Here is a 16,017-nt window from a genome sequence, read left to right as displayed (position 1 = left end):
GATCATCATGATTGTATATATTACGTTTATAATCTATGATGTCAAGAGAAATTATTAATGGAGTAGTGCCATGAAAGTCAGCAGAGAGCAGGCAAATGAAAATCGCCAACGCATTTTGGATGTGGCTTCACAGCTATTCCGCGAGCGTGGCTATGACGGTGTCAGCGTGGTCGATCTGATGAAGGGTGCAGGTTTGACCCATGGTGGCTTTTATGGAAACTTTTCTTCCAAAGAAGACTTGATTGCACAAACCTGCGCACTGAGTCTGGGGCGTTCGGCAGAACGCTGGAAGAAGTGGCAGACAGAATCCCCGGATACTGCCCTGTCACGCATCGCCAATGATTATCTGTCTCCTGCGCACAGGGACAAGCCAGGAGGGGGTTGTGCCCTCGCGGCTCTCGGGTCAGATATGGCCAGGCAAAACGACACTGTACGCAAAGTTGCCGACAAAGGCGCGCAGGACTTGATGGCGGTGCTGACGGATTTGCTGCCTGGCGGAACGAAAGAGAAAAGAGAGGCCAAGGCAATGCAGGCTTTGGCCAGTATGGTGGGCGCGGTAGTGTTGGCGCGTGTCGCAGAAGATGAGGGATTTTCTCAGCGTATTTTGCAGGCAGTTGCTGCTGGCCTGGAACAAACATCTGCCTAACCAATATAATCTACAGGGGAGGGCTGTTGCAAAGCCATGCAACAGCCTGCGAGGGGTTTTAGTCTTCGTTTCTGTGCAGATCAAACTGCAATGCTGCCAGTTTTGCATAAACCCCACCTTGCTCCACTAGCGAAGAATGAGTGCCGGTTTCCACAATGCGGCCATGCTCCATGACGATAATACGGTTGGCACGCTGTACTGTGGCCAGCCTGTGCGCAATGATCAGGGTAGTGCGCCCCTGCATGGCCACTTCCAGCGCGCCTTGTACCAGGCGTTCTGACTCTGCATCGAGTGCGCTCGTTGCTTCATCCAGCAACAGCAATGGCGGGTTTTTCAGCAGGGCACGGGCAATGGCTATTCTTTGCTTTTGTCCGCCGGACAGGCGTACACCACGCTCGCCGAGGAAGGATTGATAGCCTTCTGGCAGTCTTTCTATAAACTCATGCGCGGCTGCCATTTTCGCTGCCGCTATCACTTCTGCATCGCTGGCATCGGCGCGGCCGTAGCGTATGTTTTCCATGGCATTGGCTGAGAAGATGACGGTATCTTGCGGCACCACGCCTATCGCGCCACGCAGTTCATGCAAATTCAGTTCGCGGATATTGATGCCGTCCAGTGTGATCCTGCCTTGTTGCGGATCATAAAAACGTAACAACATCTGGAACAGCGTCGTCTTGCCTGCGCCGGAAGAGCCAACGATGGCGACAGTTTCGCCAGGTTGTATGTCCAGGTTCAGATTTAGCAGGGCTGCGGTGTTGGGGCGTGAAGGGTAATGAAATTCCAGTCCCTGCAATGAAAGCGCTGCTCCTCTGGGGTCATGCTCGGCACGGGTAGGCAACTTTAGTGCTTTTACTGGATTTTGTATCGGTGATTTGACCTCGATCAATTCCAGCAGGCGCTCGGTTGCACCTGCTGCACGCTGGGCATCGCCCATGACTTCAGACAAAGCACCAACAGCACCCGCTACGATGGATGCATACAAAATAAACTGACCCAGCTCACCACCACTCATGCGGCCTTGCATGACGGCATGGGCACCCAGCCACAATACAAACACGATGGCACCAAAGATCAGCAGGATAGCCATGACAGTCAGTAGCGAGCGGGCACGTATGCGGCGCATGGCAGTTTTAAATGCGCCTTCCACTGTGCCAGAGAAACGCTGGGCTTCTATATGTTCATGGGTGAATGCCTGCACAGTTGGCATTGCATTCAAGATTTCACCAGCGATTGCTGATGCATCTGCAATCCGGTCTTGGGAGTCACGCGACAGCGTGCGTACACGACGACCAAACAGGATAATGGGCAAGACCACCACCGCCAGCATGACAATGATGATGGATGACAGTTTAGGGCTGGTGATAAACAGCATCACCAGGCCGCCAAGGAAGAGCAGGAAGTTACGCAAAGCCATGGAGATACTGGTGCCCACCACGGTTTGTATCAGCGTGGTATCGGTAGTCAGGCGCGACAGCACTTCACCGGTTTGCGTGGTTTCAAAAAACTCCGGGCTTTGCGTTACCACATGCGAATACACCGCATTGCGTATATCTGCCGTCACTCGTTCACCCAGCCACGACACCATGTAAAACCTGGCAGCCGTCGCGATGCCCAGCACACAGGCCACCCCAAACAGGGCAATAAAGGTCAGATCCACATGCTTGATATTGTGGTCGCCGCCACCAAAACCCAGGTCTATCATCTGGCGAAAAGCATAAGGTATTGCCAATGTAGCACCGGCTGCCACCAGTAAGGCAATACCGGCTAATACAAACTGCATCTTGTATGGTGTTAGAAAAGGTAGCAAGCCTTTAAGGGTTTGGAAACTGCTACGCTGGGAAATATCAGCAGTGGAGGTGGCTGTTGGTGGGGAAGTGGTCATGCGCAGTCCAGAATAGTGGGCAAGCGTGGGCTAAGCAAATAGCAAAACGTATAGATGATGATAGGTGAGCCAAAATCAATAGTCTATGAGGCTCTTTTTCTGATGATAAATTATTGATAATATTGACGGCAACTCGCTCTCAGCGTGATTCTCGCGACTGAGTGTAGAATCTGATCACTATGCCACATTGAAAGCGAACGAATGAAACGCCTGCTGAAATGGAGTCTGCTTGTATTGCTTGGCCTGCTGTTGATCACTATCACCGCAGCCGCTGTCCATCTGTATGGCAAGCGCGTGCAACGCTCGGGCAATCAGGTGCTCACGGGTTTGCAAGCCGAAGTGACGGTGCAATATGACGAGCGCGGTGTCCCACATATAGAAGCGAAGAACGAAGCAGATTTATATCGTGCACTGGGTTATGTGCATGCGCAGGACAGGCTGTTTCAAATGGAAATGGTGCGCCGCCTTGCTAAAGGTGAACTGGCAGAAATTCTTGGTCCCAAACTGCTGGATACTGACCGTCTGTTCCGCACCCTGGGTTTGCGCAAACATGCGACTGATTATGCGGCCAGACTCGACAAAAACTCCCCCGCAGTCAAAGTACTGAATGCCTATCTCGATGGCATTAACCAATATCAGGCTACCCACGCAGCACCTCTGGAATTTGAATTGCTGGGCATACCCAAGCGGCCATTCACTGCTGAAGATACAGTTGCTGTATCTGGTTACATGGCCTACAGCTTTGCAGCGGCTTTCCGTTCTGAACCAGTATTAACACAGATACGTGACAAGCTGGGTGCAGATTATTTGCGTATATTCGATTTTTCCTGGCATCCCGAAGGCGTCATCAAGCCCCTGCAATTGAGCGCGACAGACTGGGACAGGATGAACCGCATCGCAACGACGAGCCAGCAAGTCATGGAAGAATTTGGCTTGCCACAGTTCGAGGGCAGCAATGCCTGGGTAGTCGCTGGAAAAAATACTGCGAGTGGCAAACCCCTGCTCGCAGGTGATCCGCACATCGCTTACTCGGCACCGGCAGTCTGGTATGAAGCCCATCTCAAAATGCCAGGCTTTGAATTATATGGTCACCACCAGGCGCTCAATCCCTTTGCTTTACTCGGCCATAACCAGAACTTTGGCTGGACGCTGACCATGTTCCAGAACGATGATGTTGACTTCATTGCAGAAAAAATCAATCCACAAAATCCCAATCAAATCTGGGTCAAGGGGCAATGGGTGGATATGCAAAGCCGCGAAGAAATTATCAAGGTCAAAGGAGCTGATACAATAAAATTGCTATTACGGACGTCTCCTCATGGCCCCATCATCAGCGACGCCTTTCGTCAGGCCTGGGGTGACGATATGACTGCCAAACCCATTGCCATGTGGTGGGCATTTCTGGAAACTGAAAACCCCGTGCTTGATGCATTTTATGAATTGAACCGTGCTGGCACCAAAGACATTGCAGCCCATGCTGCCAGCAATATTCATGCACCGGGTTTGAATGTAGTGTGGGCGAATGCGCAAGGCGATATCGCCTGGTGGGCAGCGGGGAAGCTGGTCAAGCGGCCCACGGACGTTAATCCGGCCTTTATCCTTGATGGCAGTAAGGCAGAAGCTGACAAGCCTGGCTTTACTGATTTTGCCGATAACCCGCATGAAGTAAATCCTGCCCGTGGCTTTATCGTCTCCGCTAACCAGCAACCTTTGCCAACAGCTGATTTTGCCATCCCCGGTTATTACAACTTGAACGAACGCGCACGCAGACTGGAAGCCTTGCTTTTGCAACCAGGAGTCAAGTGGAATACCAAAAACAGCCAGGCGCTGCAGCTTGATAACAAAACAGCTTATGCCGCGCAGATTTTGCCATCCATATTGCCGATTTTGCGCAAACAAGTAAGCGATGCAGATGGTAAGCGACTGCTGGAGCAACTGGAAAAATGGGATGGCAGTTACCACGCGAATAGCATAGCGCCGACCATCTTCAGCCAATTGCTGTACCAGATCATCTATGCGGCAATGGCTGATGAGGTGGGTGAAATCCAGTTCAAGAATCTCTTGCGTACCCGCGCCCTCGATGATGCCTTGCCACGCCTGCTGGCAGACGCGAATTCTCCGTGGTGGGATAATCGTTCAACAGCATCTGTAGAAACTCGCGACGATATCCTGGCACTTGCATGGCGCGACAGCATTGCACATTTACAAAAAACCTTTGGCGCAGATAGCAAGCAATGGACCTGGGCCAAGGCACACACCCTGACACACAAACATCCGCTTTCTCAACAAAAACCGCTGGACAAGATATTCAACATCGGTCCGTTTGAAGTTGCTGGCGGGCGTGAAGTGCCGAATAACCTGGCTGCAGCAATAGGACCTGCACCATGGGATGTGGTATATGGCCCATCGACACGGCGCCTGATCGATTTTGCCGATGCATCAAAAGCTTTAGGTATCAACCCGGTAGGGCAGAGCGGGGTGTTGTTTGATGCGCATTACAATGATCAGGCCAAAGGCTTTGCGGCTGGCGTTTATGTGCCGCAGTATTTGAGTGATAAGGATGTTGCTGCTCACGCTACTGGTACTCTGACATTAAGAGCGAAATAATTAAGGAAATCGAAAACCTCAACAATACTATTTGAAATGTTTTTTTGACGGTTTTTAAGAATAATGAGTAATCGTACTTTTGCCTGTCTTGACTGTAAGAAGTTGCAGCGCAAGCATCAGAATATCCCGGCCTTTTTTTGTCCGCATTGTGGCAAGGAGAGCATTCGTGTGCATTGGAAACTGCGTGTGCCTTCTCCCAGGAAAATCAAGAAATGGAATTCATTCTGGAGCCGCTATCTTTCAGAATTGAGGCAGTTGAAAGAATTTTATGCCGGGCGAGGTGCTGCTACGCTTTATCTTTCTTTACTGAATCAGGAGCATCGTCGTAATGATTAGAACTCATTTCATAAATATGAATGAGATGCGTTTGCCTCATAACACGGACCGGTAACACGTTTGTGGTTGTCAATTGTGGCACTATTTTCAATAAATCCAATGTTGTCTGATACGTGTTATGAGGCAAACCCTTCGGGAACTGACGATTTGGGCGCATTGCTGCGTTGCGTCCTTTGCTAAGGCATGAGCCTTAGCTGCAGGCCACGCCTTGCACTGCATCCCAAATCGCCTTGTTCGCACTCATCCCTATTTATGAAATGAGTTCTAGACAAAAAACTGGACGGCATGATTGCCGCCCAGTAAGTGCCGACTCAAGCAGAATTAATCAGACTTAATCAAGATATAGCCAGATTTATTTGCAACTCAATTTTGCCAGAGAAGTGCCAGCCCCTGCGACTGCAGGCAGTTTTTGCTTGAGGCAGGCAGGTGCATCTGGTGTATAGCTATACGGTATGCCAACTGGTAAATGCGATGTCGTTACCCAGTCTGTGGCATCACGGCTGGGCTTGGAATCACTCGCTACCCAATTGATGCCATAAGTGTTGAAGTCGGCAGGCGTCTTGATATTATTGTTGCGCAATTCCCAATAACCAAGCACATCACTGTCGCGTGAGGTGACGGGGTTTTGTGAATTTTCGAAGTAATTGCTTTCGATCAGGGAATAGCCCTGCATGCGCACATTGATGCCTGAGGTTTTGATGTCGCTATACAGATTATTATAAATATGGGTATAACCACCACGCTGCAGAGGCAGGCGTGATCCTACGTTTTTATAATAATTGTGATGGAAGGTGATGTAGCGGTCACTTGCATCGCTGTCGCTGGAACCGATCAGGCCTACTTTGTGATGATCATGGATGTAGTTATAAGAGTAGGTGATGTGATGCGCACCTGCCTTGTTATCGACCAGGCCATCAAACTCCAGGTCGCCCGCACCCGGGCATTCGGCAAGTGAGCTGAACAGGGTGTTATGGTCTATCCAGACATAGCCAGGAAATTTGCCGCTCTGGCCCTCAATGCCTATGGCATCAATAGAGCCAGGCAGCAAGCCTATGGTCATGTTGCGGATAATGACATTGGTCGCGCCACCTTTGACCGCGATGCCAAAATTAGCCGCCGAGCCGTTGCTGCCTTCTATCGTGATATTGCCCTTATTCTTGATTTCGACTATCGCGCCTTTGGCTTTTTTCCATTGTGTGCAGGCGTCAGGAATAGTGCGGAAATCAAAAGTGCCGTTATAGCGTATCAACAGGCCACCAGTGCCATTGTAGGCATCAATTGCGGCCTGCATTTGTGCCGCAGTAGTGACTGTTACTGCAGCAACTGTACCGCCTCCAGTGACCAGCCCGGCAAAGCCGCCACTGTGTCCGGCTGGCGCGGTTCCTGTGCCTGAACCTGAGCCAGAGCCATCATTTGAGCCACTGCCGCCACCCGTATCTGGCGTGCCAACTGGACCCACGGCACATTTTTCTTTGGTGTCGGCAGTTGCTGCCACGCCAAAGGTGGCTGCTGTACAACTGACATTACCCGACAGGGATTTGATGACCCATTTATCTTTCAATCCAAATGATACCTGCAGCGCTTTGTCACCTACTTTGCAGGTGCCGCCTTCATCGGCGCATTTAGAAAAGCCCGAGGGCCAGTCTGCTGCAAAAACATTGCCTGCGCTGCCAGATGCCGCAATGATAGCAAAGGCGATCAATTTCAATTTCTTGTTATTCATTTTCCCTCCGGGTTTTTGTTTCGCTGGTTAAAAAAATTCGCTTACCAAAACATCCGCGCAACTGATCTCTTTTAAATCAAGAAATCCGATTGGCTTTCAATTTGGTGAAGCGAATATTTGCACTATAGAAATAAAATGCGAACCTAGAGTAACAAGGGATGCTGATCATTCTCGTGATTGTTTCCTCTCAAAACAATAGTTACAAATTAATACAGGGATGAGCGTCAAAACGAATAGTGGTCTGGTTGAATGCGGTTTTGTTTGTCAGGCTGTCATAGCAAGTTTCGCGTAAGTTTCACATAATTTTTATAAGTGGTTTTATGACTCGCAAACTTGCTATATTTGTCGCCACTTGCCGTTTTAGTCATTTTTTAACTATTCCATAGGCTTTTATGTAAATATTTCCACACTCAACTACCCAAGCTCTTGCAAGCCTTATATAATCGCGTTACTTGATCGGGAGAGCGTGACGAAAGTTGCCGCCGAAGGGGCTAATACCCAAAAAACTCTCAGGCACAAAGGACCGATCAACGGGGTAGTTAAAAGTTGCCCCAACTCTGGAGAGCGGTAGCGGTTCAGCAAGTCGCCGGACTACCCACCGAAGGTGCGCGCGGGCAGCAAACATACATGGCTCCCGTAATCTCTCAGGTACCAGGACAGAGGGGTATGCGATTTCAGCGCATGCGGCGTTTATTCGCCGGCGTGCGTTTGTTCGTCCCTTCAATCTGGCAATCTGGTAATGAGGCACTCATGACGCAAGCAGCGACATCACTCAAGGCAACTCCCCTCAATGCAGCCCATCGTGCGGCTGGTGCAAAAATGGTTGATTTTGGCGGTTGGGACATGCCTGTCAACTATGGTTCCCAAATCGAAGAACATCATGCAGTGCGCACAGATTGCGGCATGTTTGATGTATCCCATATGTGTGTCGTTGATCTGCAGGGCGAGAATGTCCGCAGCTTCCTGCGTGGCCTGGTGGCCAATAATGTCGATAAATTGCAGGTCGCGGGCAAGGCCCTGTATTCCTGCATGTTGAAGCCTGAAGGCACGGTCATCGACGACCTCATCATTTATTTCTTCAACGAAAACTGGTTCCGCCTGGTTGTCAATGCTGGCACGGCAGAAAAAGACATTGCCTGGATGAATGCCCGCAATGCAGAAACCAATAGCGGCCTGACCATTACCCAGCGCCGCGATGGCGCGAATGCTTTTGCCCTGGTAGCAGTACAAGGCCCAAATGCCCGTGCCAAAGCGTGGGAAGTCTTGCCAGAAACCAAGGCAGCCAGTGCAGACATCAAACCCTTCAACGCAGTCATCGTTGCCGACACTTCCTTTGGTGAAGTCATGGTGGCACGCACTGGTTATACCGGTGAAGACGGTTTTGAAATTGCCGTATCTGCTGATCGCGTAACCGATTTCTGGAATGCCCTGGTCGCTGCCGGTGTCAAACCTGCTGGCCTCGGTGCGCGTGACACCCTGCGTCTGGAAGCTGGCATGAATCTGTATGGCCAGGATATGGATGAAACAGTCAACCCGCTCGACGCTGGCCTGGCCTGGACTATCGACCTGGTCAGCGAGCGTGATTTCGTCGGCAAGCAAGCGCTGCAAACACAAGGCCAGAGTGCCCAGTTCCTGGGCCTGATCCTGCGTGAAAAAGGCGGCATCCTGCGCGCCCATCAAAAAGTCGTTTGCGCGCAAGGCGAAGGTGAGATCACCAGCGGTACTTTCAGCCCGACGATGCAACAGGCAATTGCGCTGGCACGTTTGCCTATGGGCGTGTCTGTAGGCGATACTGTGCATGTTGTTATCCGTGACAAGCAATTGGCGGCGTCTGTAGTCAAACTGCCTTTCGTCCGTAACGGCAAAATCCTGGCTGCATAATTATATTAGCAAGCTGTCCTGCTTATTAAAGACCATCATTTAAAACAATTTACTTATCTGGAGCCCATCATGAACGTACCAGCAGACCTGAAATACACGACATCCCACGAATGGGTACGCACTGAAGCAGACGGCACTATCACTGTCGGCATTACTGAGTTCGCTCAAGATGCTTTGGGCGATATCGTTTTCGTTGACTTGCCTAAAATTGGCACAGCACTTGAAGCTGGCAAGGATTGCGCAGTGGTTGAATCTGTCAAGGCAGCGGGCGATATCTATGCACCAGTGACTGGTGAAGTTGTCGCCATCAATGAAGAACTGGCAGATGCACCAGAGTCCATCAATGCTGATGCTTTTTCTGCATGGCTGTTCAAACTGAAACCAGCAAATATTGCTGATGTCGATGCTTTGTTGACTGCCGAAGCTTACGCCAAGAACATCGCTTGATGATGTAATTAAAAGAGGTGGCCTTGTTGCTGCCTCTTTTAATATGGATTTGCCTGAATGCGGTTTGCCCCGCATAGCTACACCTGATATTCCACGTTACTCTTCTGTACCCCATATACCATGACCCGTCCTTCACTGACCCAACTGGAAGCGCACGACGCTTTCATCGCTCGCCATATCGGCCCTTCTGAAGCAGAACAAGCCGCCATGCTGAAAACCCTGGGCTATGCTGACCGCACAGCCCTGATTGATGCCATCGTCCCGGCCAATATCCGCCGTCACGATGTGCTGCCACTGGCGCAATTCACAGAAGCCAAGTCCGAACAGGAAGCACTGGCAACCTTGAAGGCATTGGCGTCAAAAAACCGTGTACTGAAGTCTTTGATCGGTCAGGGTTATTACAACACGCATACGCCAGGCGTGATCCTGCGCAATATCTTTGAAAACCCTGCCTGGTACACGGCTTACACACCATACCAGCCAGAGATTTCCCAGGGCCGCCTGGAAGCCATCCTGAACTTCCAGCAAGTCATCACTGACCTGACTGGCATGGACATCGCCAATGCATCGATGCTGGATGAAGGCACGGCTGCGGCTGAAGCCATGACGCTGATACAGCGCGTAGGCAAATCCAAATCCAATGTGTTTTATGTCGCTGCCGATGTCTTGCCACAAACCCGCGAAATCATAGAAACCCGCGCCAAGCCGCTGGGCATAGAAGTACGTACCTGCGCTGGCAATGAAGCTCTGGACAATGATTGCTTCGGCGTCTTGTTGCAATACCCAGGCGTTGACGGTTCCATCGTCGATTACCGCGAATACGCGGCAGCCTTGCATGCCAAGGGGGCGATGGTTATCGCTGCTGCTGATTTGCTGGCACTGACACTGATCGCTTCCCCAGGCGAGTGGGGTGCTGACGTTGTTGTTGGTAACAGCCAGCGTTTTGGCGTACCGCTGGGTTTTGGTGGCCCGCACGCAGGTTATATGGGTACACGCGATGCATTCAAACGCAGCATGCCAGGTCGTCTGGTTGGTGTGACGATTGATGCGCAAGGTAACAAGGCTTATCGCCTGGCCCTGCAAACACGTGAACAGCATATCCGCCGCGAAAAAGCCACATCGAATATCTGTACCGCCCAGGTGTTGCTGGCAGTGATTGCTTCCATGTATGCTGTTTATCACGGCCCTGCAGGCTTGCGTCAAATCGCCTTGCGCGTACACCGTCTGACTGGTGTTCTGGCTGGCGGCCTCAAGCAACAAGGTCTGACTATCGCGAACACCACTTATTTTGACACTCTGACAGTCAATGTCGCCAATGCGGCGGCATGCCATCAGGCTGCTGAAGCTGCTGGCTACAACCTGCGCCAGATCAGCGCAACACAGGTCGGCGTTTCTCTGGATGAAACAGTGACACGTGCCGATGTTGAAGCCCTGTGGGCGATTTTTGCCAAGGCAAGCGGCGTAACTACAGCGCCAGATTTTGCAGCGATAGAAGCTGGTGTCAATGATGCCTACCCGGCAGCGCTGACACGTGGCACAACTTACCTGACGCACCCAACCTTCAACCGCTATCACGCAGAACATGAAATGCTGCGTTACCTGCGCAGCCTGGCTGACAAGGATCTGGCGCTGGACCGCACCATGATACCGCTGGGTTCATGCACGATGAAGTTGAACGCCACCAGTGAAATGATCCCCGTGACCTGGCCAGAGTTTTCCAACATCCATCCTTTCGCGCCAAATGACCAGACTGTCGGTTACCGCGAAATGATAGACCAGCTCGAAGCCATGCTGTGCGCAGCAACTGGCTACGATGCCGTATCCCTGCAACCAAACGCTGGTTCACAAGGTGAATACGCAGGCTTGCTGGTGATTCAGGCTTACCACGCGTCCCGTGGTGAAGCACACCGCAATATCTGCCTGATCCCATCTTCTGCACACGGTACCAACCCGGCATCCGCCAGCATGGTGGGCATGGACGTGGTTGTAGTTGCCTGCGACGAAAACGGTAATGTTGATCTTGCAGACCTGCAAGCCAAGGCAGAAAAACACAGTGCCAACCTGGTGGCTGCGATGGTGACTTATCCGTCCACGCATGGTGTGTTTGAAGAAGGTATACAGCAATTGTGCGAAATCGTGCATAGCCACGGTGGCCAGGTCTATGTTGACGGCGCGAACATGAATGCACTGGTTGGCGTTGCGGCACCTGGTAAATTTGGTGGCGACGTCAGCCATCTGAACCTGCACAAGACTTTCTGTATCCCTCACGGTGGTGGCGGCCCAGGCGTAGGCCCGGTTGCAGTTGGTGCCCATCTGGCGAAGTTCTTGCCTAACCAGAAATCGACAGGTTATGTCCGTGGTGAAGACGGTATTTCTGCCGTTAGCGCTGCACCATTTGGTTCTGCCAGCATCTTGCCTATTTCATGGATGTATATCGCCATGATGGGCTCAGAAGGCTTGAAGGCAGCGACAGAAACAGCGATTTTGGCTGCGAACTACATCGCCAAACGCCTGGCCCCGCATTACCCTGTACTGTATAGCGGTCATGATGGCCTGGTGGCGCATGAGTGCATCCTGGATCTGCGCCCATTGACAGATGCGACTGGCATCAGCAATGAAGACGTTGCCAAGCGCCTTATCGACTTTGGTTTCCATGCACCGACCATGAGCTTCCCTGTGCCTGGCACCTTGATGATAGAACCGACAGAAAGCGAATCGCAAGCTGAACTCGATCGCTTCATCGATGCCATGATCAGTATCCGTGAAGAAATCGCTAAGGTAGCCAGTGGTGAGTTTGATGCCAAGGACAATCCGCTGAAACATGCACCACATACAGCGGAAGTACTGATTGCCAATGAGTGGTCACATGCTTACAGTCGCGAAGTGGCTGCTTACCCTGTGGCATCCCTGCGCAAGAATAAATACTTTGCGCCGGTTGGCCGCGCGGACAATGTCTACGGTGACCGCAATCTGTTCTGCTCTTGCATCCCAGTCAGCGATTACGAATAAGGCCTTGCTTGCTGTGCTATAAATGAAAACGGACATGCTTGCATGTCCGTTTTTTTGCTTATTGCAGTTCAGTTCTGAGAATTTGGTTTGTACAATACGAAGTGTGGTGAACCTTCAAAACTCTTTTCTGCATCTGACAGATGTCTGTGGTCCCAATTTGAGTTTTCACGTTCCATGTCATCAGCGGCAGAACTTATAAAGCTTGCTATCTTGCGTAGTTCTTGCGCTGAGGCTACCAGCGTGATTTCTGCCAGCTCATCAGGAACTATGTCTTCTGGTGTCAGTTCTGTATTTTTATATCCATAAATTTTCAATGCGTGCTCCTGACAATTGCTGATATTTATATAATCAACTATATATCAGAATTATGCACGCTTCAATTCGGCATCAACACGGGAATAGGGGCGTACGCAGTAATCCCGAGACGCAGCATTTTTGCGAATTGCTCCGCCGCCAATGGCCGGCTGAAAATATAACCTTGACCTTCTTCGCAATGCTGGGCTTTCAAGAATGACAGTTGACCCTTTTTCTCTATCCCTTCTGCAATCACTTTTTGCTTCAGGCTGTTTCCCATAGCGATGACAGCGCTGACAATGATGCCGTTGCTGCCCGCTTTGGCAGCACCTATTTCATGCACAAAGGACTGATCGATTTTCAAGACATCAATCGGGAATTGATTCAGGTAACTCAGGCTGGAATAGCCTGTGCCAAAATCATCGATGGCCAGTTGTATGCCCATTTCTTTCAATTGCTGGAGTATGGCGATGCTGCTTTCTGCATTGCGCATCAGGACACTTTCAGTGATTTCCAGTTGCAGGCAGCTTGGGGAGAGGCCGGTTTCCTGCAGGATGGTCCGTACAGCATCAACAAAATCCTGACGTCGGAATTCAACAGCTGAAATATTCACGGCAATTTCGGCGATCGTTAATCCGGCATCCTGCCATTTCTTTGTTTGCGCACAAGCTTCACGCAAGACCCAGCGGCCTAGTGGGATGATGACGCCGCAGTCTTCTGCAATGCCAATAAACCGTATTGGCGGCACCATACCCCATTGAGGATGATCCCAGCGCAGCAAGGCTTCGGCACCAGTGATAGCACCACTTTCCAGATTGATCTTTGGTTGGTAATGCAGGGAAAATTCATTGCGTATCATTGCCAGTCGCAAATTGGCTTCTATGACTTGTCGCTCAACGGCACGCACATTCATTTCTGGCTTGAAGAACTGGAAGTTGTTGCGTCCTTTTTCCTTGGCCTGGTACATCGCCGTATCAGCGTTTTTAATCAATGTATCTGCATCTGCACCGTCGGTCGGATAAGAACTGATGCCTATGCTGGTGGTGACATACAACTCATGACCATTGATGCTGTGTGGCGTCGCCAGCGACTTCAATAATTTTTCAGCAGTGAAGGCGGCATTTTCTGCAGACTTGTCATCTGTCACGAGTATGACGAATTCATCGCCACCCTGGCGGCTGACCGTGTCAGAACTGCGCACGCAGGCACACAAGCGTTCGGTCACTGATTTCAACAGCATGTCGCCCAAGGCATGACCCAAAGAGTCATTGATGTGCTTGAAATTATCCAGATCAAGGAAAAGCACAGCCAAATGTGTCTCGCGCCGTTTTGCCAGGCCAATGGCCTGTGCGATGCGGTCATTCAGCAGGGCGCGGTTAGGCAAATTGGTGAGAAAATCATGCTGTGCGAGATGGGACATTTTGACTGCCATTGCCTGGGTCGCCGTGATATCGCGAAATACCATAACGGCACCGGCGAGATTGCCATACGCATCATGGATGGGGGTAGTAGAGTCTTCAATCGCTACTTCACTGCCATCCCGCCTGAGTAGTATGGTGCCTGGAGTCAGTGTCGTAGCTGTGTCCTGTTGCAGCACCTGCATGACAGGGTTGGCCTTGACCTGCCTGTTTTCACTTTGTATGAGTGGCATGACCGTGCTGATAGTTTTTCCTTGGGCTTCTTCGCGCTTCCACAAAGTGATATGTTCAGCGGCAACATTGAGATAATCGATATTGCCAGCCATGTCTGTACCTATGACCGCGTCACTGATGGAATTGAGCGTGATTTCTGCGCGCGCTTTTTCCAGGTAGGCCGCATCTTCAACTACTTTGCGTTGAATGATATTACGCAGTGATTGCGGCACCAGATAACTGGAAAAATGACCTCGGGTCAGGAAACCCTGTGCCCCCAATTCTACGGCTTCTAATGCCAGTGCATGGTCTGTGTCACAGATCGTGAGTATGGGAATTTTGGGGACTATTGAAAATAGATGCTGAAAACTGGCTATGCCTTTACTGTCTGGCAGGAAGCAGTCAAGGAGTATGATATCAATTGACTTGGTTTTGTCTTGCAGATGTTCCACAGCGCTGGATAGGCTATCTGCAAATACGGTTTCATAATAGCCATCACGGGCCTTAAGTAAAGCATCCTGAAGCGCAAGTGCATCGGCAATCACAGGTGTAATAACGAGAATTCTCTTGGCCATGAGCTGGCTCCTTGTAAACTTTGCAAAATGAAGGCAGCCAAAGACTGCCGTGGCGGAGTCGCCAGCCGGTTTGCTATAAATCCCTTGCCCATACAAGAACGTCTCTTGTCATGATGCCTGGACAGAAATTACTTGATGAAAACTTATACGTCTGTACGATGCCGTACAAAGTGTTTGGAAAGGTATTATTTCAACGGTTCTATTTTTTTGCGGGCGCAAAAAAAAGCATCGACAAAATCGATGCCTTGTTGTCTGGCAATAGATGAAAAAAGCTACTTTCCTTTGTAGATTCCTGCTTCAAGTATCACATCATTATTGCGGAAAATATAGGTGGTCTTGTTTTCTATCTGCTTGCTGACCGGATTATTGTAGCGGTAATCTACCCAGCCTTACCCTTGTTCTTGGCCAGAGCAATAATCTCTTTGCGATAGTATTTGCCATCAGCATCTGGCAAATCCAGCATGTTCTTGCCTATCAATTTGGGATTGATAGGGTGAGCAATGACGATGCCGTCAAGACCGCGTACATACAGGTAAATCGAGCCATTGATGAAGTCGGGATTTTTATTATTGATTTCCTGTATCAGTGCATCCTTGCCATTTTTCTGCATATAGGCCAGGCCCTTTTCGACCATGGCGATGGCATCGGCGGGATTGTCGTCGGCCATGACATATTGCCAATGGGCTGCCAGTAGCAATGCCAGCATTAATTTTAGGATTTTCATGCCTTGTCTCCTTAAAACTTTCTATTTTTTATCATCAGCTTCTTTGGCAGCAAGATGTCTGATTTAAGACTAGTGGAGATAGGGCATAAAAGCAAAGCCGCTATGCGTGGAAGCAACAATTCTTAACGAGTATTGTCATAGCGCAAAGGGAATGATTCCAGATAATAGGCGGGCACAATCTTTAACATTCCAGCTATGAATTTCCTCAGGAAAATATTGCGCTGCGGAAAAAATGTGCAGTAAAATACGCACCTGTTTCCAT

General features: G+C 50.3%; 11 protein-coding genes and 2 riboswitches. Of the genes, 6 read left to right on the top strand and 5 right to left on the bottom strand.

Going from position 1 to position 16,017, the window contains the following annotated elements; translation table 11 throughout:
* The first annotated feature begins 70 nt into the window (after positions 1-70).
* Entirely contained in the window at positions 71-646 is a 576-nt protein-coding gene (locus ACO0LN_RS18085) for a TetR/AcrR family transcriptional regulator (protein WP_422976142.1), read from the top strand.
* A 58-nt stretch (positions 647-704) separates the two neighbouring features.
* On the opposite strand, the gene ACO0LN_RS18080 is transcribed toward ACO0LN_RS18085, so the two are convergent.
* Positions 705-2,528, bottom strand: a complete 1,824-nt coding sequence (locus tag ACO0LN_RS18080; RefSeq protein WP_422976140.1) for an ABC transporter transmembrane domain-containing protein — start codon at positions 2,526-2,528, stop codon at positions 705-707.
* Between the two features lie 201 nt (positions 2,529-2,729).
* On the opposite strand from ACO0LN_RS18080, the gene ACO0LN_RS18075 reads away from it, so the two are divergent.
* Positions 2,730-5,135 carry a penicillin acylase family protein gene (locus ACO0LN_RS18075; RefSeq protein WP_422976138.1) on the top strand — a complete coding sequence of 802 codons (2,406 nt, stop codon included), beginning with the start codon at positions 2,730-2,732 and terminating at the stop codon, positions 5,133-5,135.
* Between the two features lie 63 nt (positions 5,136-5,198).
* A complete protein-coding gene (locus ACO0LN_RS18070) occupies positions 5,199-5,471 on the top strand; it encodes a hypothetical protein (protein ID WP_422976136.1) in 273 nt (90 codons plus the stop codon).
* A 352-nt stretch (positions 5,472-5,823) separates the two neighbouring features.
* On the opposite strand, the gene ACO0LN_RS18065 is transcribed toward ACO0LN_RS18070, so the two are convergent.
* The gene (locus ACO0LN_RS18065; RefSeq protein WP_422976133.1) at positions 5,824-7,194 is read right to left on the bottom strand and encodes a pectate lyase family protein; all 1,371 of its coding nucleotides are present in this window, start codon (positions 7,192-7,194) and stop codon (positions 5,824-5,826) included.
* Positions 7,195-7,641: 447 nt separating this feature from the next.
* Positions 7,642-7,730, top strand: a riboswitch (glycine riboswitch).
* A gap of 11 nt (positions 7,731-7,741) precedes the next feature.
* Positions 7,742-7,864: riboswitch (glycine riboswitch) on the top strand.
* A gap of 80 nt (positions 7,865-7,944) precedes the next feature.
* Between ACO0LN_RS18065 and gcvT the strand changes: the two genes are divergently transcribed.
* The 3 genes from gcvT (at position 7,945) to gcvP (ending at position 12,531) form a co-directional block, all read left to right on the top strand.
* Entirely contained in the window at positions 7,945-9,075 is a 1,131-nt protein-coding gene (gene gcvT, locus ACO0LN_RS18060) for a glycine cleavage system aminomethyltransferase GcvT (protein ID WP_422976186.1), read from the top strand.
* A gap of 69 nt (positions 9,076-9,144) precedes the next feature.
* Positions 9,145-9,522, top strand: coding sequence for a glycine cleavage system protein GcvH (gene gcvH / locus ACO0LN_RS18055; protein ID WP_162059492.1), 378 nt, complete (start codon positions 9,145-9,147; stop codon positions 9,520-9,522).
* Positions 9,523-9,642: 120 nt separating this feature from the next.
* Positions 9,643-12,531, top strand: coding sequence for an aminomethyl-transferring glycine dehydrogenase (gene gcvP, locus ACO0LN_RS18050; RefSeq protein WP_422976131.1), 2,889 nt, complete (start codon positions 9,643-9,645; stop codon positions 12,529-12,531).
* Between the two features lie 68 nt (positions 12,532-12,599).
* Here gcvP and ACO0LN_RS18045 read toward each other — a convergent pair whose 3' ends face one another.
* The 3 genes from ACO0LN_RS18045 to ACO0LN_RS18035 all read right to left on the bottom strand — a co-directional run bounded on the left by ACO0LN_RS18045 (position 12,600) and on the right by ACO0LN_RS18035 (position 15,755).
* On the bottom strand, positions 12,600-12,845 hold the full coding sequence (locus ACO0LN_RS18045) for an Imm32 family immunity protein (RefSeq protein ID WP_422976129.1): 246 nt from the start codon (positions 12,843-12,845) through the stop codon (positions 12,600-12,602).
* Between the two features lie 62 nt (positions 12,846-12,907).
* On the bottom strand, positions 12,908-15,031 hold the full coding sequence (locus ACO0LN_RS18040) for an EAL domain-containing protein (protein ID WP_422976127.1): 2,124 nt from the start codon (positions 15,029-15,031) through the stop codon (positions 12,908-12,910).
* Positions 15,032-15,410: 379 nt separating this feature from the next.
* Positions 15,411-15,755 carry a cache domain-containing protein gene (locus tag ACO0LN_RS18035; protein WP_422976125.1) on the bottom strand — a complete coding sequence of 115 codons (345 nt, stop codon included), beginning with the start codon at positions 15,753-15,755 and terminating at the stop codon, positions 15,411-15,413.
* Positions 15,756-16,017: the final 262 nt, after the last annotated feature.

The sequence above is a fragment of the Undibacterium sp. TC9W genome, assembly GCF_049339865.1.
Lineage (GTDB): Bacteria > Pseudomonadota > Gammaproteobacteria > Burkholderiales > Burkholderiaceae_D > Undibacterium.
This window is presented reverse-complemented; position numbering and strand designations above follow the sequence as displayed.

Excerpts from the sequence above, each read along its gene's own strand:
- ACO0LN_RS18085 (WP_422976142.1), top strand. The coding sequence starts at position 71 with ATGAAAGTCAGCAGAGAGCAGGCAAATGAAAATCGCCAACGCATTTTG.
- ACO0LN_RS18080 (WP_422976140.1), bottom strand. The coding sequence starts at position 2,528 with ATGACCACTTCCCCACCAACAGCCACCTCCACTGCTGATATTTCCCAG.
- ACO0LN_RS18075 (WP_422976138.1), top strand. The coding sequence starts at position 2,730 with ATGAAACGCCTGCTGAAATGGAGTCTGCTTGTATTGCTTGGCCTGCTG.
- ACO0LN_RS18070 (WP_422976136.1), top strand. The coding sequence starts at position 5,199 with ATGAGTAATCGTACTTTTGCCTGTCTTGACTGTAAGAAGTTGCAGCGC.
- ACO0LN_RS18065 (WP_422976133.1), bottom strand. The coding sequence starts at position 7,194 with ATGAATAACAAGAAATTGAAATTGATCGCCTTTGCTATCATTGCGGCA.
- gcvT (WP_422976186.1), top strand. The coding sequence starts at position 7,945 with ATGACGCAAGCAGCGACATCACTCAAGGCAACTCCCCTCAATGCAGCC.
- gcvH (WP_162059492.1), top strand. The coding sequence starts at position 9,145 with ATGAACGTACCAGCAGACCTGAAATACACGACATCCCACGAATGGGTA.
- gcvP (WP_422976131.1), top strand. The coding sequence starts at position 9,643 with ATGACCCGTCCTTCACTGACCCAACTGGAAGCGCACGACGCTTTCATC.
- ACO0LN_RS18040 (WP_422976127.1), bottom strand. The coding sequence starts at position 15,031 with ATGGCCAAGAGAATTCTCGTTATTACACCTGTGATTGCCGATGCACTT.
- ACO0LN_RS18035 (WP_422976125.1), bottom strand. The coding sequence starts at position 15,755 with ATGAAAATCCTAAAATTAATGCTGGCATTGCTACTGGCAGCCCATTGG.